At 43.6% G+C, this 21884-nt stretch carries 15 protein-coding genes and 1 tRNA gene; 14 read left to right on the plus strand and 2 right to left on the minus strand.

Annotation, left to right across the window (positions count from 1 at the left end; translation table 11 throughout):
- Positions 1 to 77 precede the first annotated feature (77 nt).
- Positions 78 to 1385, minus strand: a complete 1308-nt coding sequence (locus ACYQ5K_RS04280) for an oligosaccharide flippase family protein (protein WP_459777291.1) — start codon at positions 1383 to 1385, stop codon at positions 78 to 80.
- Positions 1386 to 1521: 136 nt separating this feature from the next.
- Between ACYQ5K_RS04280 and ACYQ5K_RS04285 the strand changes: the two genes are divergently transcribed.
- The 10 genes from ACYQ5K_RS04285 to ACYQ5K_RS04330 all read left to right on the plus strand — a co-directional run bounded on the left by ACYQ5K_RS04285 (position 1522) and on the right by ACYQ5K_RS04330 (position 12422).
- Positions 1522 to 1965: an RrF2 family transcriptional regulator gene (locus tag ACYQ5K_RS04285; protein ID WP_008372284.1), complete on the plus strand. Its 444-nt coding sequence runs from the start codon at positions 1522 to 1524 to the stop codon at positions 1963 to 1965.
- Positions 1958 to 3142, plus strand: a complete 1185-nt coding sequence (gene nifS / locus ACYQ5K_RS04290) for a cysteine desulfurase NifS (RefSeq protein WP_173688602.1) — start codon at positions 1958 to 1960, stop codon at positions 3140 to 3142. The genes ACYQ5K_RS04285 and nifS overlap by 8 nt, the downstream gene beginning before the upstream one ends.
- 35 nt (positions 3143 to 3177) lie before the next feature.
- A complete protein-coding gene (nifU, locus tag ACYQ5K_RS04295) occupies positions 3178 to 3621 on the plus strand; it encodes a Fe-S cluster assembly scaffold protein NifU (RefSeq protein ID WP_008372281.1) in 444 nt (147 codons plus the stop codon).
- 23 nt (positions 3622 to 3644) lie between these two features.
- Positions 3645 to 4724, plus strand: coding sequence for a tRNA 2-thiouridine(34) synthase MnmA (gene mnmA, locus ACYQ5K_RS04300; protein WP_173688601.1), 1080 nt, complete (start codon positions 3645 to 3647; stop codon positions 4722 to 4724).
- Between the two features lie 107 nt (positions 4725 to 4831).
- Positions 4832 to 5635 (plus strand): histidinol-phosphatase HisJ family protein, encoded by an 804-nt coding sequence (locus ACYQ5K_RS04305; protein WP_173688600.1) that lies wholly within the window; start codon positions 4832 to 4834, stop codon positions 5633 to 5635.
- A 137-nt stretch (positions 5636 to 5772) separates the two neighbouring features.
- Complete coding sequence (gene gap / locus ACYQ5K_RS04310) at positions 5773 to 6786, plus strand: type I glyceraldehyde-3-phosphate dehydrogenase (RefSeq protein ID WP_195230343.1); 1014 nt, start codon at positions 5773 to 5775, stop codon at positions 6784 to 6786.
- Between the two features lie 193 nt (positions 6787 to 6979).
- Positions 6980 to 8173: a phosphoglycerate kinase gene (locus ACYQ5K_RS04315; protein ID WP_178025176.1), complete on the plus strand. Its 1194-nt coding sequence runs from the start codon at positions 6980 to 6982 to the stop codon at positions 8171 to 8173.
- A 127-nt stretch (positions 8174 to 8300) separates the two neighbouring features.
- A complete protein-coding gene (gene tpiA, locus ACYQ5K_RS04320) occupies positions 8301 to 9050 on the plus strand; it encodes a triose-phosphate isomerase (RefSeq protein ID WP_173688597.1) in 750 nt (249 codons plus the stop codon).
- A gap of 149 nt (positions 9051 to 9199) precedes the next feature.
- Positions 9200 to 10738, plus strand: coding sequence for a 2,3-bisphosphoglycerate-independent phosphoglycerate mutase (gene gpmI, locus ACYQ5K_RS04325; RefSeq protein WP_195230344.1), 1539 nt, complete (start codon positions 9200 to 9202; stop codon positions 10736 to 10738).
- Between the two features lie 379 nt (positions 10739 to 11117).
- Positions 11118 to 12422: a PLP-dependent aminotransferase family protein gene (locus ACYQ5K_RS04330; protein ID WP_173688595.1), complete on the plus strand. Its 1305-nt coding sequence runs from the start codon at positions 11118 to 11120 to the stop codon at positions 12420 to 12422.
- A gap of 945 nt (positions 12423 to 13367) precedes the next feature.
- Here ACYQ5K_RS04330 and ACYQ5K_RS04335 read toward each other — a convergent pair.
- On the minus strand, positions 13368 to 17609 hold the full coding sequence (locus ACYQ5K_RS04335) for a 2-hydroxyacyl-CoA dehydratase (protein ID WP_173688107.1): 4242 nt from the start codon (positions 17607 to 17609) through the stop codon (positions 13368 to 13370).
- Between the two features lie 261 nt (positions 17610 to 17870).
- On the opposite strand from ACYQ5K_RS04335, the gene ACYQ5K_RS04340 reads away from it, so the two are divergent.
- The 4 genes from ACYQ5K_RS04340 (at position 17871) to ACYQ5K_RS04355 (ending at position 21683) form a co-directional block, all read left to right on the plus strand.
- Positions 17871 to 18704, plus strand: coding sequence for a hypothetical protein (locus ACYQ5K_RS04340; RefSeq protein WP_195230346.1), 834 nt, complete (start codon positions 17871 to 17873; stop codon positions 18702 to 18704).
- A gap of 44 nt (positions 18705 to 18748) precedes the next feature.
- The gene (gene pyk, locus ACYQ5K_RS04345) at positions 18749 to 20185 is read left to right on the plus strand and encodes a pyruvate kinase (RefSeq protein ID WP_173688109.1); all 1437 of its coding nucleotides are present in this window, start codon (positions 18749 to 18751) and stop codon (positions 20183 to 20185) included.
- A gap of 20 nt (positions 20186 to 20205) precedes the next feature.
- Complete coding sequence (locus ACYQ5K_RS04350) at positions 20206 to 21507, plus strand: diaminopimelate decarboxylase (RefSeq protein ID WP_173688110.1); 1302 nt, start codon at positions 20206 to 20208, stop codon at positions 21505 to 21507.
- A 93-nt stretch (positions 21508 to 21600) separates the two neighbouring features.
- A tRNA-Leu gene (locus ACYQ5K_RS04355) sits at positions 21601 to 21683 on the plus strand.
- Positions 21684 to 21884 lie beyond the last annotated feature (201 nt).

Raw genomic sequence — 21884 nt, forward strand, 5'->3', positions numbered from 1 at the left:
TTTTAGCGTCAGGCGATAGAAAATGACAGAAAGCCCTCTTACTGAACAATTCGGTAAAGAGGACTTTCTACCGCTTTCTATCGCCCTTGTTTTATCAGGAGAAATATGCAGCAGCCAAATGTAAGAAGCTGGCTTGCAAGCAGTGCCCACAGATAGCCAAGAATCCCGAACTGCGGAATCAGAAACAGAACACCACAGATTCGTACTGCCAGGGAGAACAGATTGATCAGAAAAGTTTTTCCGGCAAGATCCAGACCGTTTAACACACTGATCAGTGCGGTGTTACTATAGAGAAAAGGACAGATAAATGCCAGTGTTAAGATATAATTCCCGGCTTCTGGTGTATGAAAGATCCGACTGCTGATAAAGCCGGATGCGGTAAAGAAAAATAGCAGGCAGGCAAAACCAAGAAACAGGCAGAAAAAAATAACTTTCCGTAAAAGCTGCGGAAGAGCATGCTTTTTCTGAGTATCCGGCATACTGGCAACTTCAGGGAGGAGCATTGTGGAGATGGAATTGGTGAGGGCAGATGGAAATAAAATGCAGGGAAGGGCAATTCCGGTCAAAATTCCGTAGGTGCTAAGAGAAGCGGAAATACTCATTCCATACTTTTGCAGGGCAAGCGGAATGGAAATTGCTTCCAGACTCTGAAAAAGATTCAGAAGAACTCTGCTTGCGGTCAGTGGAAGAGCAGAAAAAAGCAGGGCAGGAACAGCAGAAAGAGCCGGCTCCTGGCGTGAGGAGAAAGGCTGCCCGGCAGTTCTGAACGTATGGATGCAAAGAAATGCGGCTGCAATTTCACCACCGACAATTCCGAGGACAGCAATTGCGACAGATGGTGTAAAAGCGGTATGAACACCGGCTATATAGAGGAGGATAACAAAAAAGATCCGGACCAGCTGTTCAAATAATTGGGAGAGGGCAGGAAGCCGGATCTGCTTGAGCCCCAGAAAGTAACCACAGCTGCAACTGTGCAGAGCTGCGAATGGAAGTGCATATGCTATCAGGGAGATGAGAGAGGCACAGCGGGGATCGCCAAGTATGACTGTGGCGAGAAAAACAGCATTTTTCTGCAACAGAAAAAGACAGCAGATGGAAAGAAAAAGAGAACAAAGCAGTGCTGCTTTCAGGTAAGAATAAGTTTTTGCGGACTGCTTTTTTGCAGAAGAGGCGGCAACCAGGCGCGCCAGAGCCGTCTCGATCCCTGCTGAAGCTGCGGCATAAGTAAGTGTGTAGACAGGGAAAATCAGCTGATACAGACCGATTTCTTCGGCAGGGAAAGATCTGCTGAGAAAAATACGGTAAAAAAATCCCATTACACGAGTGAGAATGCCGGTTACAGTAAGGATAAAAGTTCCTTTCAGGAGAAAATGTTTTTGTGACATAGCAGCTCCGAAGGCATTTTTGTTTTAAAATATATGCAAGAAACAGCCTTGACAGAACATAGCAGAGGTGATATCCTCAGTTTGATAGAAATCCTAGTAAAACAGTGGGATATAAAAATAAAGAGAAGGTGATGGATTGAAGATCTCAACGAAGGGACGTTATGGTTTACGCGCCTTTATCGATCTTGCGTGTTATGGCGCAGAAGAACCAGTTTCCATCAGCAGTATATCAGCCAGGCAGGAGATCTCGGAACGATATCTGGAACAGCTCATGGCGAAGCTGAAAAAGGCAGGTCTTGTCAAGAGTATCCGTGGAGCGGGAGGAGGATATCGGCTGGCAAAGGATGCGGCGGAAGTTTCTGTTGGCGATGTACTCAGAGCACTTGAAGGAGACTTGGAACCTGCGACTTGTGCAGCACTTCATTCGGAAGACAGCTGTGAGATCCAGGGCAGCTGTATCACGAAATATGTCTGGAAGAAAGTCAATGAAAGCATGGCACAGACGGTAGACAGTATTATGATAAATACCCTTGTGGAAATGAATAAAGAAGTAAAGAAAGAAGGACAAAAAGATGAGTAAGTTAATTTATTTGGATAACGCAGCAACAACAAAAACTGCACCGGAAGTTCTGGAAGCAATGCTGCCATATTTTACAGAGCAGTACGGCAATCCGTCTGCGATCTACAGCTTCGCATCCCATAACAAAGATGTTGTGGCAGAACAGAGAGAAAGAATCGCAAACGCACTTGGCGCAAAGAGCAACGAGATTTATTTTACGGCCGGCGGATCAGAGTCTGACAACTGGGCACTCAAAGCAACAGCAGAGGCTTATCAGAATAAAGGAAAACATATTATCACAACCAAGATCGAACATCATGCGATCCTGCATACAGCAGCTTATCTGGAAGAACGCGGATTTGAAGTGACTTATCTTGATGTGGATGAATACGGAAAAGTAAATCCGGCAGATGTGGAAGCAGCAATCCGCCCGGATACCATCCTGATCTCTGTAATGTATGCAAACAACGAGATCGGAACGATTGAACCGATCAAAGAGATCGGTGAGATCGCCCACAAACATGGTATTCTGTTCCACACAGACGCTGTACAGGCTTTCGGACAGGTTCCGATCAATGTAGATGAATGTCATATTGATATGTTAAGTGCCAGCGGACACAAGCTGAACGGACCAAAAGGAATCGGATTCCTCTATATCAGAAAAGGCGTGAAGATCCGTTCTTTCGTTCATGGTGGGGCGCAGGAAAGAAAACGTCGTGCAGGTACAGAAAATGTTCCGGGTATTGTTGGAATCGGTACAGCAACAAAACGTGCGGTTGCTACGATGGAAGAACGTACAGCAAAAGAGCGCGAGATGAGGGATTATCTGATCAAACGTGTGATGGAAGAAATCCCGTACACCAAGCTGAACGGACATCCGACAGACCGTTTGCCAAATAATGCAAACTTCTGTTTCCGTTTCATTGAGGGTGAATCTATGCTGATCCGTCTTGACATGGCAGGAATTTGTGGATCCAGTGGATCTGCATGTACATCCGGATCTCTTGATCCATCCCATGTACTTCTTGCAATCGGACTGCCACACGAGATTGCACATGGATCTCTGCGCCTGACTCTGAATGAAGAGATCACAAAAGAAGACATTGATTATGTAGTAGATCAGCTCAAGACAATCGTAAGCGATTTGCGAGGAATGTCACCACTTTATGAAGATTTTGTAAAAAAACAGAATAAATAATACGATAGAAAATACAGCTTTAGGAGGAATTTACAATGTATACAGAAAAAGTAATGGATCATTTTCAGCATCCACGTAATATGGGAGAAATCGAGAACGCAAGTGGAGTGGGTACTGTTGGTAACGCCAAGTGTGGTGATATCATGAGAATCTACCTTGATATTGATGATAACGGAATCATCAATGATGTAAAATTTAAGACATTCGGATGTGGCGCGGCTGTTGCAACAAGCAGTATGGCGACAGAACTTGTAAAGGGAAAACATATTTCAGAAGCAATGCAGGTGACAAACAAAGCCGTTATGGAAGCACTTGACGGACTGCCGCCGGTTAAGGTACACTGTTCTTTACTGGCAGAGGAGGCAATCCATGCAGCGCTGTGGGATTATGCAGAGAAGCACGGGATCAAGATCGAAGGACTCCAGAAGCCGAAGAACGATATCAGTGAAGGTGAAGAAGCAGAAGAGGAAGAGTATTAGAATTTTCTGCGGGAGAAAAGAGAATGGCAAAAAAGAAAGTGGTAGTCGGGATGTCGGGTGGTGTCGACTCATCGGTAGCGGCATATCTTCTGAAAGAACAGGGGTATGATGTGATTGGTGTTACGATGCAGATCTGGCAGGACGAAGAATCGAAAATACAGGAAGAAAACGGCGGATGCTGTGGACTCAGTGCGGTAGATGATGCCAGAAGAGTTGCGGCACAGATCGGCATTCCGTATTATGTGATGAATTTCAAGAAGGATTTTCAGGAGAAGGTAATCGATTATTTTGTGGATGAATATCTGCATGGTCGGACACCGAATCCGTGCATTGCGTGTAACCGTTATGTAAAATGGGAATCCCTTCTTACGCGGAGTATGGAGATCGGAGCAGACTATATTGCAACAGGTCACTATGCGAGAGTAGAACAGTTGCCGAACGGACGCTATGCGATCCGGCATTCGGCAACCTGGTCAAAAGACCAGACCTATGCGCTTTATAATCTTACCCAGGATCAGCTGAGAAGAACGCTGATGCCTGTCGGTGAATACGAAAAAGACCAGATTCGCGAGATCGCAAAAGAGATCGGATTGCAGATTGCGAACAAACCGGACAGTCAGGATATCTGTTTTGTATCCGATGACGATTATGCATCTTTTATTAAAGAAGAAAGTAACCAGAAAATCCCGGAAGGTAATTTTGTAACACCGGACGGAAAAATCCTGGGACGACATAAAGGAATCATCCACTATACAATCGGACAGAGAAAAGGACTTGGACTTTCTCTCGGGTATCAGGCATTCGTGCTTGAGATCCGCCCGGATACGAATGAAGTTGTGATTGGGACAAATGAAGATCTGATGACGACGCGGGTCCGTGCAAATAAGCTGAACTTTATGACAGTAGAGGACCTGGAAGGCGAGATGCGCGTATTTGCTAAAATCAGATATAACCATAAAGGGGACTGGTGCACAGTCCGCAAAACGGGAGAAGATGAGATAGAGTGCATCTTTGAGACACCGCAGAGAGCGGTTACACCGGGGCAGGCACTGGTACTGTATGATGGAGATTATGTACTTGGAGGCGGAACAATTCTGGGATAGCTCAGAATTGTTCTGTTTTTTGTATATTGGGACCGGACTGCGATCCAACCAATGATTTGCAGGAAAGCCGGGGATTTACACATGAAGAATGGCAAGGAGGGGGAAATATGAGAGCGGACTGCCATATGCATACTTATTTTTCCGGAGATTCAGAGGCAAAACCGGAAGATATGATTCTTGCAGCAATCGATAAAGGACTGGAAGCAATCTGTTTTACGGATCATGAAGACATTGATTATTTTTGTGATGATATTGAATTTGTGTTTGATCCGGAAACCTATTTTAAAGAGCTTGGAGCACTGAAGGAAAAGTATGAGGAGAAACTGGATATTCGGATCGGTGTAGAGTTTGGACTTCAGCCGCACCTTGCGAAGAAAGCAAAAGCATTTACCACGGCAAATCCGTATGACTTTGTGATCGGATCCATGCATGTGGTTGGCGGGAAGGATCCTTATTATCCTGAGTTCTTTGAGGGGATTTCGGATGAAGAGGCCTACCGGATGGCACTTCGGGAGACAATAGCCGATATCAGGGCTGTAGCGGATTTTGATGTTCTCGGACATCTGGATTATGTGGTACGCTATGGAAAACACCGGGAACGGGAATATTCTTACAGCAGATTTGCGGATGAAATAGATGAAATCCTGCGGTATCTTATTGAACACGGGAAAGGGCTGGAAGTCAATACGGCAGGACTGAAGTATGGCCTTCCTTTTGCACATCCGCATCCGGATGTGTTAAAAAGATACAAAGAGCTGGGTGGAGAGATCGTCACCGTCGGCGCAGATGCACATAAACCAGAGCATGTAGGGTATGATTTTAACATAGTTGACAATATTCTCGAAGCATGTGGTTTTAAATATTATGCAGAATTCATAAAAAGGACCCCGGTTTTCAGGAAAATAAAGTGAAAAAAGGGGATTGAATTTTTGTTCTGAATTTAGTACAATAAATTACAGTTGATAAATCTTAAACAATGATAAGATTTATCAAGAAAAATGTAACTGTTATATACAGTAATACAATTTATCTTTAGGAGGACTAAATCATGGCAGTAAAAGTAGCAATCAATGGATTTGGACGTATTGGACGTCTTGCATTCAGACAGATGTTTGGAGCAGAGGGATTTGAGATCGTAGCAATCAACGACCTTACATCTCCTAAGATGCTGGCTCACTTATTAAAATATGATTCAACACAGGGAAAATATGAATTAGCTGATAAAGTATCTGCTGGAGAAGACTCCATCACAGTAGACGGAAAAGAAATCAAAATCTACGCTAAAGCTAATGCAGCTGAACTTCCATGGGGAGAAATCGGAGTAGATGTAGTTCTTGAATGTACAGGATTCTACACATCTAAAGCAAAAGCTCAGGCACATATCGATGCAGGTGCTAAACACGTTATCATTTCTGCACCGGCAGGAAATGACCTTCCTACAATCGTTTACAATGTAAACCATACACAGCTTACAAAAGATGATGCAATCATCTCTGCAGCTTCTTGTACAACAAACTGTCTTGCACCGATGGCTAAGGCTCTTAATGACCTTGCTACAATCAAATCTGGTATCATGTGCACAATCCATGCATACACAGGTGATCAGATGACTCTTGACGGACCACAGAGAAAAGGTGATCTGAGAAGATCTCGTGCAGCAGCAGTTAACATCGTTCCGAACAGCACAGGAGCAGCTAAAGCAATCGGACTTGTTATTCCGGAACTGAACGGAAAACTGATCGGATCTGCACAGCGTGTACCAACCCCTACAGGATCTACAACAATCCTTACAGCTGTAGTTGAAGGAAATGTAACAGTTGAACAGATCAATGCAGCTATGAAAGCAGCTTCTAACGAATCCTTCGGATACAACGAAGATCAGATCGTTTCTAGCGATATCGTAGGAATGAGATTTGGTTCTCTCTTCGATGCTACCCAGACAATGGTACTTCCGCTTGAAAACGGAACAACAGAAGTACAGGTTGTTTCTTGGTATGACAATGAAAACTCTTACACAAGCCAGATGGTAAGAACAATCAAACACTTCGGAACATTACTTTAATCCGCAGCGTTTGCTTGGACAGAGTGAATTGATTCTTACTGGAGTATTCCAGAGATAGGCTCAATCAAGGGTCCGGTCTTCAGGGACCGGATCCTTTTATATTGCACAGGAGATTTTGCTTTCTAGGCAATATAAAAGGCACGATGTGCCAGAACACATTCTTTTAAATGAAATGTAAACAGGAGGCAGGATTATGCTTAACAAAAAATCTGTAGATGATATCAATGTAAAAGGGAAAAAAGTCCTTGTAAGATGCGATTTTAACGTACCGCTGATCGACGGAAAGATCACAGACGAGAACCGTCTTGTTGCAGCACTTCCTACAATCAAGAAACTGATCGCTGACGGAGGAAAAGTAATCCTCTGCTCACATCTTGGCAAACCGAAGGGGGAACCGAAACCGGAGCTTTCTCTTGCACCGGTTGCAGTAAGACTTTCAGAACTTCTCGGACAGGAAGTAAAATTCGCAGCAGATCCTGAAGTAGTAGGACCAAATGCAAAAGCAGCAGTTGAAGCTATGAAAGACGGAGAGGTAATCCTTCTTGAAAATACACGTTACAGAGCAGAAGAAACAAAGAACGGAGATGAATTCTCTAAAGAACTCGCTTCTCTTTGCGATGTATTCGTAAACGATGCATTCGGAACAGCTCATCGTGCACACTGTTCTAACGTTGGTGTTACCAAATATGTTGACACAGCAGTTGTAGGATATCTTATGCAGAAAGAAATCGACTTCCTTGGAAATGCAGTAAACAATCCGGAAAGACCGTTTGTGGCAATCCTTGGTGGAGCTAAAGTTTCAAGCAAGATTTCTGTAATCGAAAACCTGATTGATAAAGTAGACACTCTGATCATTGGTGGAGGTATGTCTTATACATTCAGCAAAGCACAGGGCGGAACCGTTGGAAAATCTCTTCTTGAAGAAGATTACTGTGAATATGCACTGAACATGATTCAGAAAGCTAAAGACAAAGGCGTAAAACTTCTTCTTCCGGTAGACAACGTAATTGCAGATGATTTCTCAAATGATGCAAATATCAAAGTTGTTAAAACTGGTGAAATTCCGGAAGGATGGGAAGGACTTGACATCGGACCAGAGACGATCAAGATCTATACTGACGCTGTAAAAGATGCAAAGACAGTAGTATGGAACGGACCTATGGGTGCATTCGAGATGCCGAACTTTGCAAAAGGAACAGAAGAAGTCGCAAAAGCACTTGCTGAGACAGATGCGGTAACAATCATCGGTGGTGGTGATTCGGCTGCAGCAGTTAACCAGCTCGGATACGGTGACAAGATGACTCACATCTCTACAGGTGGTGGAGCTTCTCTTGAATTCCTTGAAGGTAAGGAACTGCCAGGTGTAGCAGCTGCTAACGATAAGTAAAAAGCTTAGTGAAAGTAAGCGCAAGCGCGGCTTGAGCTTAGCGTTTACTTAGTTCACCGCACTTGGCGAGGTGTTTTCGAGCCTAGTAAGGTGAACATTCATTATCAAGATAAGGGAGATTATTGCAATGGCAAGAAAGAAAATTATTGCAGGTAACTGGAAAATGAATATGACACCTTCAGAGGCTGTAGAGCTTGTGAATACACTCAAACCTCTGGTTGTGACAGAAGAGGCTGACGTGGTATTCTGCGTACCGGCAATCGATATCATTCCGGTTGTAGAAGCTGCAAAAGGAAGCAACATCCAGGTTGGAGCAGAGAATATGTACTTTGAAGAAAAAGGTGCATACACAGGAGAAATCTCTCCGAATATGCTTACAGATGCCGGTGTTAAATATGTTGTTCTCGGACACTCTGAAAGAAGAGAATACTTCGCAGAGACAAACGAGACTGTGAACAAAAAGATGCTGAAAGCATTTGAACACGGACTTACACCGATCATGTGCTGTGGAGAAACTCTTGAACAGCGTGAACAGGGTGTGACAATGGACTTCATCCGTCAGCAGGTTAAAGTTGGATTCCAGAACGTAACAGCAGATCAGGCTAAGACAGCAGTCATCGCTTATGAGCCAATCTGGGCAATCGGAACTGGAAAGACAGCTACAACAGAGCAGGCACAGGAAGTTTGTAAAGCAATCCGTGAATGCATCGCTGAAGTTTATGATGAAGCTACAGCAGAAGCAATCCGTATTCAGTACGGTGGATCTGTAAATGCAGCTACAGCACCGGAATTATTCGCACAGCCGGATATTGATGGCGGGCTTGTAGGTGGTGCTTCTTTAAAACCAGATTTTGGCAAGATCGTAAACTGGAAATAGTCAATTATACCAAGGCGCAGGCAGAAATGCCTGCGTTTTTCAACTGTCAAAGTTTTAACAAGTGCTTGCAAGCATACATAAAATCATGTACAATATTTAACTGAAAGAGAAATCAAACGCTTTAAGACAAAATGAAGGAGTGTAAGACGATGAGTAAAAAACCAACAGTTTTGATGATCTTAGACGGTTACGGTCTGAGAGATGAAAAGAAAGGCAACGGTATTGCAGAGGCAAACACACCGGTTATGGATAAATTAATGGCTGAATATCCATTTGTAAAAGGAAATGCAAGCGGACTTGCTGTAGGACTTCCGGACGGACAGATGGGTAACTCAGAAGTAGGTCATATGAATATGGGCGCAGGACGTATCATTTACCAGGAACTCACCAAGATCACAAAAGCAATCGATGATGGTGATTTCTTTGAAAATAAGGCACTTCTTGCTGCCTGTGAAAATGCGAAGAAGAACGGTACAGCTCTTCATCTGATGGGACTGGTATCTGATGGTGGTGTACACAGCCACATTACACATATTTATGGAATTTTGGAACTTGCAAAGAGACAGGGGCTGGACAAAGTATATGTTCATTGCTTCCTTGACGGACGTGATACACCTCCGGCATCTGGAAAAGAATATGTTGAACAGTTAGAAGCAAAGATGAAAGAAATCGGTGTAGGTGAAGTTGCAAGTGTTTCCGGACGTTACTATGCAATGGACCGTGACAACCGCTGGGACCGTGTAGAAAAGGCATACGCAGCACTTACACGCGGCGAAGGTGACACAGCAGCATCAGCAACAGAAGGAATCCAGGCTTCTTACGACAAAGAAGTAACTGACGAATTCGTAGTACCATTTGTAGTAACAAAAGACGGTGCACCGGTAGCAACTGTAAAAGACGGAGATTCTGTGATCTTCTTCAATTTCCGCCCGGACCGTGCAAGAGAGATCACCAGAACATTCTGTGCGGATGAATTTGACGGATTTGACAGAGGAGAACGGATCAAGACGACTTATGTATGCTTTACAGAGTATGATGAGACAATCCCGAACAAGACCGTTGCATTTGTAAAAGAAGGTATTACCAATACATTTGGCGAATTCCTTGCAGCAAACAACATGACACAGGCAAGAATCGCTGAGACAGAAAAATATGCACATGTTACGTTTTTCTTCAACGGCGGAGTAGAAGAACCGAACAAGGGCGAGGACAGAATCCTTGTCAAATCTCCAAAGGTTGCAACTTACGACTTGAAGCCGGAAATGAGCGCATATGAAGTATGTGACAAGCTTGTAGATGCAATCAAGGCTGATAAGTACGATGTGATCGTAATCAACTTTGCTAACCCGGATATGGTTGGTCATACCGGTGTAGAAGCCGCTGTGATCAAAGCAATCGAAGCAGTTGACGAATGTGTAGGAAAAGCAGTTGATGCAGTGAAGGAAGTAGGCGGACAGATGTTTATCTGTGCTGACCACGGAAATGCAGAACAGCTGATCGATGAAGAGACAGGAGAACCATTTACCGCTCATACAACCAATCCTGTTCCGTTTATCCTTGTAAATGCGGATCCGGCGTACAAGCTTCGCGAAGGCGGATGCCTTGCAGATATCGCTCCGACACTGATCGAGCTGATGGGAATGCAGCAGCCGGCAGATATGACTGGAAAATCATTATTAGTAAAATAGTAAATATATTTGCCCGGAATCATGGAAATGGTTCCGGGTGTTTTGTTGTCAGAAGAGCAAAACATACCGCAGGAGAAAAGGAAAATATGCTGCATATAAATCTGTTCCAGTTTTTTTGAAAAGCGTTAAAATGAAAAAATGCATGAAATGAAAAGCAAAAATTCAAAAAATCACATTTAAATCAACAAAAATCACGATATGTCATATTTATATGCAAGAATTGGTTGACGAAAAATCATTTTTCCTATATACTTACTACTTGTAGTGAGTTTTGATGTTGTCAAAACAGCTGAAAGAAACTGCAGATAGCAGATTTCGGAAGTATAAAGTACGGCAGGAAACACACAATGGTTAGTGATGATTATGGGAGGTTTTCAAGATGACTGCATATAAAGATATGAGTAGAGAAGAACTGCTTGAATTAAAGAGCAGACTGGAAAAAGAATTTGAAGATGTTAAAGGAAAAGGTCTGAAACTGGATATGTCCAGAGGTAAACCGTCCAAAGCACAGCTTGACCTTTCTATGGGGATGATGGATGTACTTAAGAGCACATCGGATCTTGTCTGCGAAGAAGGAGTAGATTGCCGTAACTATGGAGTGATCGACGGAATCAAAGAAGCAAAACAGCTTCTTTCTGATATGATGGAAGTACCGAAGGACAATATTATCATCTTTGGTAACTCCAGCCTGAACGTAATGTATGATACTGTTGCAAGAGCGATGACACATGGTATCATGGGAAGCACCCCTTGGGCAAAGCTTGACAAGGTAAAATTCCTCTGCCCGGTACCTGGATATGACAGACATTTTGCAATCACCGAACATTTTGGAATTGAGATGATCAACATTCCGATGACATCGGATGGACCGGATATGGATCTGGTAGAGCAGTATGTGGAGAATGATCCGGCTGTAAAAGGTATCTGGTGTGTACCGAAGTACTCAAATCCACAGGGAGTTACCTATTCTGATGAGACAGTACATCGTTTCGCCAAATTAAATCCGGCGGCAGAAGATTTCCGTATTTTCTGGGATAATGCTTATGGAATCCATCATTTGTATGAGGATAAACAGGATTATCTGATCGAGATCTTGATGGAATGTAAAAAAGAGGGGCATCCGAACATGGTTTACAAATTCGGTTCTACTTCCAAGATCAGTTTCCCAGGTTCTGGTATTGCAGCGATTGCAGCATCGGATGAAAACCTTGCGGAAATCCGCAAGATGATGTCCGTACAGACCATTGGACATGATAAATTAAACCAGCTCAGACATGCGCGTTTCTTCGGTGATATTCACGGAATGGTTCAGCATATGAAGAAACATGCAGATATCTTAAGACCGAAATTTGACACCGTATTAAGTGTACTGGAAGGTGAGCTTGGCGGACTTGAGATTGGTTCCTGGATGGCACCGCGTGGAGGATACTTCATTTCCTTCGATGCGTTGGAAGGATGTGCCAAAGCAATCGTAGCAAAAGCAAAAGAAGCCGGACTGATCATGACAAAAGCGGGAGCAACTTTCCCATACGGAAAGGATCCAAAAGACAGCAATATCCGAATTGCACCGTCTTTCCCGACACCAGAAGAACTGGAAGTCGCAGCACAGGTATTCGTGCTCAGCGTAAAACTGGTAAGTATTGATAAAATTCTTGGCGAAAAAGTAGAAGTTGAAGAAGCTTAATATATGTGAGAAAACAGTGGATTTTCCGGAAGGAGAGTTCACTGTTTTTTTAAATAAAGGTTGTGTGGTCGATTTTACAAAAGAAAGTCCTCCAATTCCATTGTGCAAACCATTCCGATGAGCCTCTTAGAGCGGAAATCATGTTCAGCAAAGGCTTCCATGATTTCTGAGTCTCATCTCCATTGCACAAAAAGTGAATTGGAGGACTTTCTTTTGTAAAATCGACCGTTTAACTGTACTGGCGAAAATGACGGTGCTGAATTCGGAGAGAAAAACACTGTAGATAACGAAGAAGCTTCGATGAAAGATACGCTTTTTCAGTAGGGGAGAGTGAATTTTATCAATGAGGGGAATTCATGGGAGTGCTGTGGCAGAGGGGAGATTTTTGGAGGATATTAAAAAGATAATTTTTGAGGGGATGGAGATATAGATATACTAATGTGTTTGTTTAGTGCTATGGGGAGATTGTGAGGGAGGAATGGAAGATTTTGGAGTAGAAAATATCCAAAAGATAAAAATCTGTAATTAGAGTAATCTTTTATTGGGAAGTATATCGAAAAGAGAGTAAATCTTATCAAAAAATAAAAAAGTTTGTCATAGAATCTCCACACACACCTTCCTTCTGACTAAAATTTCCTAAATCTTAGTCATTATCACACACTTCCCTTCCGGCTGCGACTCCTAAACCCTAGTCAACCACGCTCAAAAAACTTTCGCATATGTAAAACAAAGTTACCAATACACAGACCAGAGGAAACAAAGTACTCCCTCACATGAATTTGCACTACGGAGTTCAAGACTCAGGAATCGTGGAAGCCTTTGCTGAACACGATTCCCGCCCTAAGAGGCTTGAACGAAGTGGTTAGTGCAACTGAATGTGAGGGAGTACTTTGTTTCCTCTGGTCGTCTTATCGCAACCAAATATATTTTACATATCCTAAAATTCTACATCTTCTTCTGCGCAGTCGAAAGCATCAGTTTGATACGGTTCAGCTGGTTTACTTCGCTTGCTCCCGGATCATAATCGATTGCAACGATGTTGGATTCCGGATGACGGCGGCGCAGTTCTTTAATAACACCTTTTCCGACTACGTGGTTTGGCAGGCAGGCGAAAGGCTGTGTGCAGACAATGTTTGGTGCACCACTGTGGATCAGCTCCAGCATTTCTCCGGTCAGGAACCATCCTTCACCGGTCTGGTTTCCAAGAGAAACAATTTCTTTTGCCATCGAAGCCAGGTGTTCAATATGTGACGGTGGATCGAAGCGTTTACTTGCTTTTAAGGCATCAACGGCAGGCTTGCGGAACCATTCCAGAACCTTGATTCCGAGATTACCCATGCGGGCGGTTGATTTCTTCATGCCGAGATGTTCTGCTTTAAAGTTTGTATTGTAGAAGCAGTAGAGCAGGAAGTCGGTCAGATCCGGAACCACGGCTTCGGCACCTTCCTGTTCAAGAAGATCTACCAGGTAGTTATTGGCAGCTGGAAGGAATTTGACAAGGATTTCTCCGACAACTCCAACACGTGGTTTTTTGACATCTTTTAATGGAAGAGAATCAAAATCTTCTACGATCTGGCGGCAGAGACGCTTAAACTCACGTCTGCTTGGATAGCCTTTCTTGATAAATTCGATAACTGTCTTTTCCCATTTCTTATGCATGGCATTGGCAGAGCCTGGAACAGCTTCGTATGGGCGGACACGGTACAGGCAGCGCATGAAGAGATCGCCAAATACCAGACCATACACACCCTTCAGTACAAGCGGAAGGGTAATCTTGAATCCAGGATTGCTTTCAAGCCCGCTTAAGTTGATTGAAATAACAGGGATATGTCCGTAACCGGCTTTTTTAAGAGCGCGGCGGATAAATCCGATATAGTTGGAAGCACGGCATCCGCCACCGGTCTGTGAAATAATGACAGCCAGGTGGTCGGTGTCGTATTTACCGGAAAGGATAGCTTCCATGATCTGTCCAACTACCATCAGAGATGGGTAGCAGGCGTCATTGTTTACATATTTAAGGCCCATGTCAACTGCATGCTTGTTATCATTTTTCAGTACTTCCAGTTTGTAACCTGCTTCCTGGAAAGCTGGCTCAATCAATGAAAAATGGATCGGCGACATCTGCGGACACAAAATTGTATAGGTTTCTTTCATTTCCTTTGTAAAAGGAATTTTTTCGATATTTGCCGGACGAATGGTGCGCTCCATATGCTTCTGCTCGCGGACGCGGATGGCGGCAAGAAGAGAACGGATACGGATACGTGCAGCACCCAAGTTATTTACCTCATCAATCTTGAGAGAGGTATAAATCTTGTCAGAACCGGTCAAAATATCTGCAACAGCATCGGTTGTTACGGCATCAAGACCGCATCCGAAAGAGTTCAGCTGGATCAGATCCAGATCATCTCTAGTCTTCACAAAATTGGCTGCTGCGTACAGTCGGGAATGATACATCCACTGATCCATAACGATTAGCGGACGTTCTACCGGATTCAGATGTGAGATGGAATCTTCCGTCAGAACGGCAAGTCCGTAGGAGGTGATCATCTCCGGGATACCGTGGTTGACTTCCGGATCGTAATGGTATGGACGACCGGCAAGTACGATGCCGCGGGTTCCTGTCTTTTCCATGTATGCGAGAGTTTCTTCACCTTTTTTGCGGATGTCCTGACGGCATGCAGCAAGCTCTTCCCATGCAGCATGAGCGGCATTTTTGATTTCTTCTGCTGGAAGATTCTTTGCAGAAGTAAATTCACGGACCAGTCCGGCGGTGATTGTCTCTTCACTTGTGAGGGCGAGGAATGGATTCATGAAATCCACTTCACCGTGTACGATCGGATCCATATTGTTCTTGATGTTCTCCGCGTATGAGGTGACGATCGGGCAGTTATAATGATTGTCGGCGTCGGCAAATTCACTACGTTCGTATGGTATACAAGGGTAGAATATAAAGTCTACACCCTGGTTGATCAGCCACTGTACATGTCCGTGCGCCAGCTTTGCCGGATAACACTCGGATTCGCTCGGAATAGATTCAATACCAAGTTCATAAATCTTATGTGTAGAAGCAGGAGAGAGTACCACATGATATCCCAGCTTTGTGAAGAAAGTAAACCAGAACGGATAGTTCTCATACATGTTCAGAACTCTCGGAATACCAACCGTTCCGCGTTTTGCCTCGGATGGAGCTAATGGTGTGTAACCAAAATAACGTTCATTTTTATAAGCGAAAAGGTTTGGCACATCACTCTTTGCTTTCTCTTTTCCAAGACCGCGTTCACAACGGTTTCCGGAAATAAAACGACGTCCGCCACTGAATTTGTTGATGGTCAGACGACAGTTGTTGGTACAGCCGTTACATTTTGCCATTGAGGTTGTATAGGTAAGTTCATTGATTTCATCAATGGAAAGCATGGTTGTATTTTTGCATTCTTTGAAACCATAACGTTCTCTTGCGATCAGTGCAGCTCCAAAAGCACCCATGATTCCTGCAATATCCGGACGGATTGCCTGACATCCGGCGATGGTCTCAAAGCTTCTGAGTACGGCATCATTGTAGAATGTACCACCCTGTACAACAATTTTTTTACCAAGCTCAGATGCATCGGATACCTTGATAACCTTGAAAAGGGCATTTTTGATAACCGAATAAGCAAGTCCGGCTGAAATATCGGATACTTCAGCACCTTCTTTTTGCGCCTGTTTTACCTTTGAGTTCATAAATACGGTACAACGGGTTCCGAGGTCGATCGGATGTTTCGCAAAAAGTGCTTCATGTGCAAAATCCTCTACGGTGTAGTTCAGGGATTTGGCAAAAGTCTCGATAAAGGAACCGCATCCGGAAGAACATGCTTCGTTGAGCTGTACGCTGTCCACAGTCTGATTCTTGATCTTAATACACTTCATATCCTGACCACCGATATCGAGGATACAGTCTACATCCGGTTCAAAGAAAGAAGCGGCGTAATAGTGAGATACAGTTTCAACTTCGCCTTCATCCAGAAGAAGTGCGGCTTTAATGAGCGCTTCTCCGTAACCGGTTGAGCAGGAGTGAACGATCTGTACACCTTCCGGAAGCTGGCTGTAAATATCTTTGATCGCACCGATGGTCGTACCAAGCGGATCACCGTCATTGCCATGATAGAAGGAGTACAAAAGAGTACCGTCTTCTCCGACCAGAGCAGCTTTTGTGGTGGTAGAACCGGCATCGATTCCAAGGTAGGCATTACCACGGTAGCTGGCAAGATCACCAACCGGCACCTGATGCTTTGCATGGCGGTTCTTAAATTCATTGTAATCTGCTTCACTGGAAAAGAGCGGCTGCATACGCTCAACTTCAAAGTCCATTTCAATATGGGCATCCAGCTTTTTCTGCATCTCACCAAGAGAGGTGACTACATCTTTTTTAGAGTTCAGCGCAGAGCCGACAGCTGCAAAAAGATGGGAATACTTTGGCGCGATAATGTGTTCGTCATCCAGTTTAAGAGTACGGATAAATGCTTCTCTCAGTTCGGAGAGGAAATGAAGCGGTCCACCGAGGAAAGCAACATGTCCGCGGATTGGTTTTCCGCAGGCAAGACCACTGATGGTCTGGTTGACCACTGCCTGGAAAATAGAAGCGGACAGATCTTCTTTGGTAGCACCGTCATTGATCAGCGGCTGGATATCTGTCTTTGCAAATACGCCACAGCGGGCTGCGATCGTATAAAGTGCTTTGTATTTTTTGGCATATTCGTTCAGACCGGTTGCATCTGTCTGGAGAAGGGATGCCATCTGGTCGATGAAAGATCCGGTACCTCCGGCGCAGATTCCGTTCATACGCTGCTCAATATTTCCATTTTCAAAATAGATGATCTTGGCATCTTCGCCACCCAGTTCGATTGCTACATCAGTCTGCGGTGCATAATCCTGAAGAGCGGTGGAAACGGCAACAACCTCCTGGACAAAAGGTACGCCAAGGTGCTTTGCCAGAGTAAGACCACCTGATCCGGTAATCATTGGAGATACCTTGATCTGACCGAGCTTGTAGATAGCACGACCGAGCAGATCAGAAAGGGTTTCCTGAATATTGGCGAAGTGACGCTCGTAATCAGAAAACAGAACATCATTATTACTGTCCAGAACTGCGATTTTAACAGTTGTAGAACCGATGTCAATCCCCAGGGTATGTAATTCTGTCTGATTCATGATTTAACTACTCCTTATTACAATTAAAAAATTTGTCTGTGTTTTTACCTATTAAATGTAGTTCGCAGAGAACTACAGTATCTTACATTATACGACAGAACCTTCGAAAATACAAACAGAAGTTGTGTATGGCGTTGTAGAAAAAAGTGCCTGGAAGTGAACAAAAGATGTAAATTATGTGAAAAGAGAGTAAAGAGGTGGAATGGAATTGACAAAGTAAAAAGCAGACGATAAAATAACATACGTGGAAGGAGATTTTGAATGAAGAACTGGTTAGATAAAATGGAGCGCAGATTCGGGCGCTATGCAATTAGGAATCTTACGATGTATCTGCTTGCAGGCTATGCGATCGGATATCTTTTGAGTTTTACGATGCCACAGCTTCTCACCTATTTTACACTGGAACCGGCACTGATTCTGAAAGGGCAGGTGTGGCGACTTCTAAGCTGGGTGATCATCCCGCCGAATGACAATATTATTTTTGTTATCTTTATGATGCTGTTATACTATTCCCTTGGTAATACGCTGGAAAGCTACTGGGGGGCATTTCGTTACAATGTTTACATTTTTTCAGGGATATTATTTACGGTTATCGGAGCTTTTATTGTGAATGGACTGATCGGAGGCGTTACCGGATTTGGAAGCCTTTACAGTACTTACTATATCAATATGTCCATTTTCCTTGCCTGTGCATCCATCATGCCGGATTATCAGCTTTTGCTTTATGGCATTATTCCGGTCAAGATGAAGTGGCTTGCAATTCTGGATGTGGTTCTGCTTGCGGTAGACGCAGTGCAGGGCGGTCTGATCATACGGATCGTGATCATCGCATCCCTTTTGAATTTTATTATTTTCTTTTTCTGCAACCGGAATCTGCGTGGACACAGTCCGAAACAGGCTGCCCGCAGAAAGAAATTCCAGAAGCAGATAAGCCGTCCGCAGAATCAGTATGCAGGCGGTGCAAAGCACAGATGTGCAGTGTGCGGACGTACTGAACTTGACGATCCGACACTGGAGTTCCGTTATTGCTCAAAGTGTAATGGGAATTATGAATATTGCCAGGACCATCTTTTCACACACGAACATGTGAAGTAGATGTTCTACCATAGAATCAAATTGAATGATAAGAGGAGGAAACAATGAAAAAAACCAAGATTGTTTGTACAATGGGACCAAACACCAACGACAGAGAAATGATGAGAAAGCTGATCCAGAATGGAATGAATGTGGCGCGTTTCAATTTCTCACATGGTGATCATGAAGAACAGAAGTTCAGAATGGATATGCTCAAAGAACTTCGTGAAGAGGAACATACAAACACTGCAATCCTTCTAGATACAAAGGGACCGGAAATTCGTACAGGAATCCTGAAAGACGGAAAGAAGATTAGTTTAAAAGAAGGAGAAACCTTCACTCTGACAACAGAAGATATCGTAGGAGATAATAAGAGAGTATCTATCACATATAAGGGACTGGTACAGGATATTTATAAAGGCTGCACCATTCTGATTGACGACGGTCTGATCGGACTTCGTGTAGATAGCAAGACAGAGACAGAGATTGTCTGTTCTGTAGTAAATGGCGGAGAACTTGGCGAAAGAAAAGGTGTTAACGTACCGAACGTAGCCATTCGTCTTCCGGCTATTACAGAAAAAGATAAGGATGATATCCGTTTCGGTGTAGAGCAGGATATTGACTTTATCGCTGCATCATTTGTAAGAAATGCAGAGTGTGTACTTGAGATCAAGGCATACTTAAAAGAACTCGGCGCTCCGTATATTCCGATCATTGCAAAGGTAGAGAACGCAGAAGGTATCGAGAATATTGATGAGATCATCCGTGCGGCTGATGGTATCATGGTGGCACGTGGAGATCTTGGTGTAGAGATCCCGGCAGAGGAAGTGCCGCATCTCCAGAAAATGATCATCCAGAAATGTAATGACAACTTTAAGACGGTTATTACTGCAACACAGATGCTGGATTCTATGATGCGTAATCCGCGCCCGACAAGAGCAGAAGTGACGGACGTTGCCAATGCGGTATACGACGGAACAGATGCAGTTATGCTTTCCGGTGAGACTGCACAGGGTAAATACCCTCTGGAAGCACTGCAGATGATGGTTCATATTGTAGAGACGACAGAGGAACATCTGGATTATGATTCCATTCTTGTTAAAGCCGGAGATCATCTGAAATCAGGTGTGTCCAGTGCGATTGGATATGCTTCTGTACTTGCAGCTGCAAACCTGAATGCAAGATGCATCATCACTCCATCTGTATCCGGAGCAACAACAAGGGTTGTATCCAACCTTCGTCCGAGACAGGAAATTCTTGGAATCACACCGAACGAGCGTACCCTTCGTCGTATGTCGATCTACTGGGGCGTAAGAGCACTGAAGTCTCTGGAATTCCATACAACAGATGATATCTGCAGTGGGGCAATTGATCTTGCACAGGCAAAGAAATGCGTGGACAGTGGAGATATTGTTGTCCTGACAGCTGGTATTCCTTCACCAAGCGTACAGCGTGAAAAGGGTTCTGTAAGTAATATGATGCGTATTGCAACCATCGATTAGACGAAAGAGAGATGAACAGGATGAAAAAAGAACCATTCGTAACAAAGACACAGTTAGATGAAATCGTAAAAGAATATCCGACTCCGTTTCATCTTTATGATGAGAAAGGGATTCGTGAGAATGTAAAAGCACTCAAAGAAGCATTTGCATGGAACAAAGGATATAAAGAATATTTTGCAGTAAAGGCAACTCCTAACCCATATATCCTCAATATTTTAAAAGAATATGGATGTGGATGTGACTGCTCTTCCTATACAGAGCTTTTAATGTCTGAGTCTGTCGGACAGGTTGGAGAAAATATTATGTTTTCTTCCAATGATACACCGGCAGAGGAATTTGCACTTGCAGATAAACTCGGCGCGATCATAAACCTGGATGATATCACACACATTGATTTTTTGGAAAAGACGATCGGAAAGATTCCGGAGACGATCAGCTGCCGTTATAATCCGGGCGGACTTTTCAAAATTTCCAACAGCATTATGGATAATCCGGGAGATGCCAAATACGGTATGACAACCGAACAGATTTTTGATGCATTCAAGATTCTGAAGTCCAAGGGTGCAAAAGAGTTCGGTATCCATGCATTCCTTGCAAGTAATACTGTAACTAATGAATATTATCCGACACTTGCACGTACTCTGTTTGAAGTAGCAGTCAAGCTTCAGAAAGAGACCGGTGCACATATCAAGTTCATCAACCTTTCCGGTGGTGTGGGAATCCCTTACAAACCGGATCAGGAACCGAACGATATTAAGGCAATCGGTGAAGGTGTAAGAAAAGTGTATGAAGAGGTTCTTGTTCCGGCTGGAATGGGCGATGTGGAGATTTACACAGAGCTTGGCCGTTTTATGCTTGGACCTTATGGATGCCTTGTGACAAAAGCAATCCATGAAAAGCATACGCACAAAGAGTACATCGGTGTAGATGCATGTGCCGCAAACCTGATGCGTCCGGCTATGTATGGTGCCTACCATCACATCACTGTCATGGGAAAAGAAAATGAACCATGCGATCATACTTACGATGTGACTGGTTCTTTGTGTGAGAATAATGATAAATTTGCGATCGACCGCCAGCTTCCGAAGATTGACATGGGAGATCTGCTTGTGATCCATGATACCGGAGCACACGGATTCTCTATGGGATATAATTACAACGGACGTCTTCGTTCCGCAGAAGTTCTTCTGAAAGAGGACGGAGGTACACAGCTGATCCGCAGAGCAGAGACTCCGATGGATTACTTTGCAACTTTCGACTGCTTCCCGGTTTATGAGGAACTTAAGAAGAATACGGAAGAAGCGGATAAGCTTGGAAAATAATTTCAAATAGTTCATTTTGAAAAAATGCTTGCGAACCGAAGATAAGTATGATATAATTATTTTCGGTTCGTGATTAAAAAACATGAATTTTATGCCGGCATGTCGGAATGGCAGACGAGGCAGACTCAAAATCTGTTGCGGGTGACCGCGTGCGGGTTCAAGTCCCGCTGCCGGCAGTTGATAAGTAACTGGAATTGAATAAAAGATATGAGAAGTACATTGCGATGATTCGTGATGTATTTTTTCGTATATACACAATTATTGTGGCACATTTCGTGTATCTGTAATTTTGATGGGGATCTTTTTTACCCCTTCATGTATTGAAAATATCAAAAAAAAATGTCATAATGAGATGTTGTATATTTGAACGAATAGAT

It is taken from the genome of Allocoprococcus similis (genome assembly GCF_054660775.1).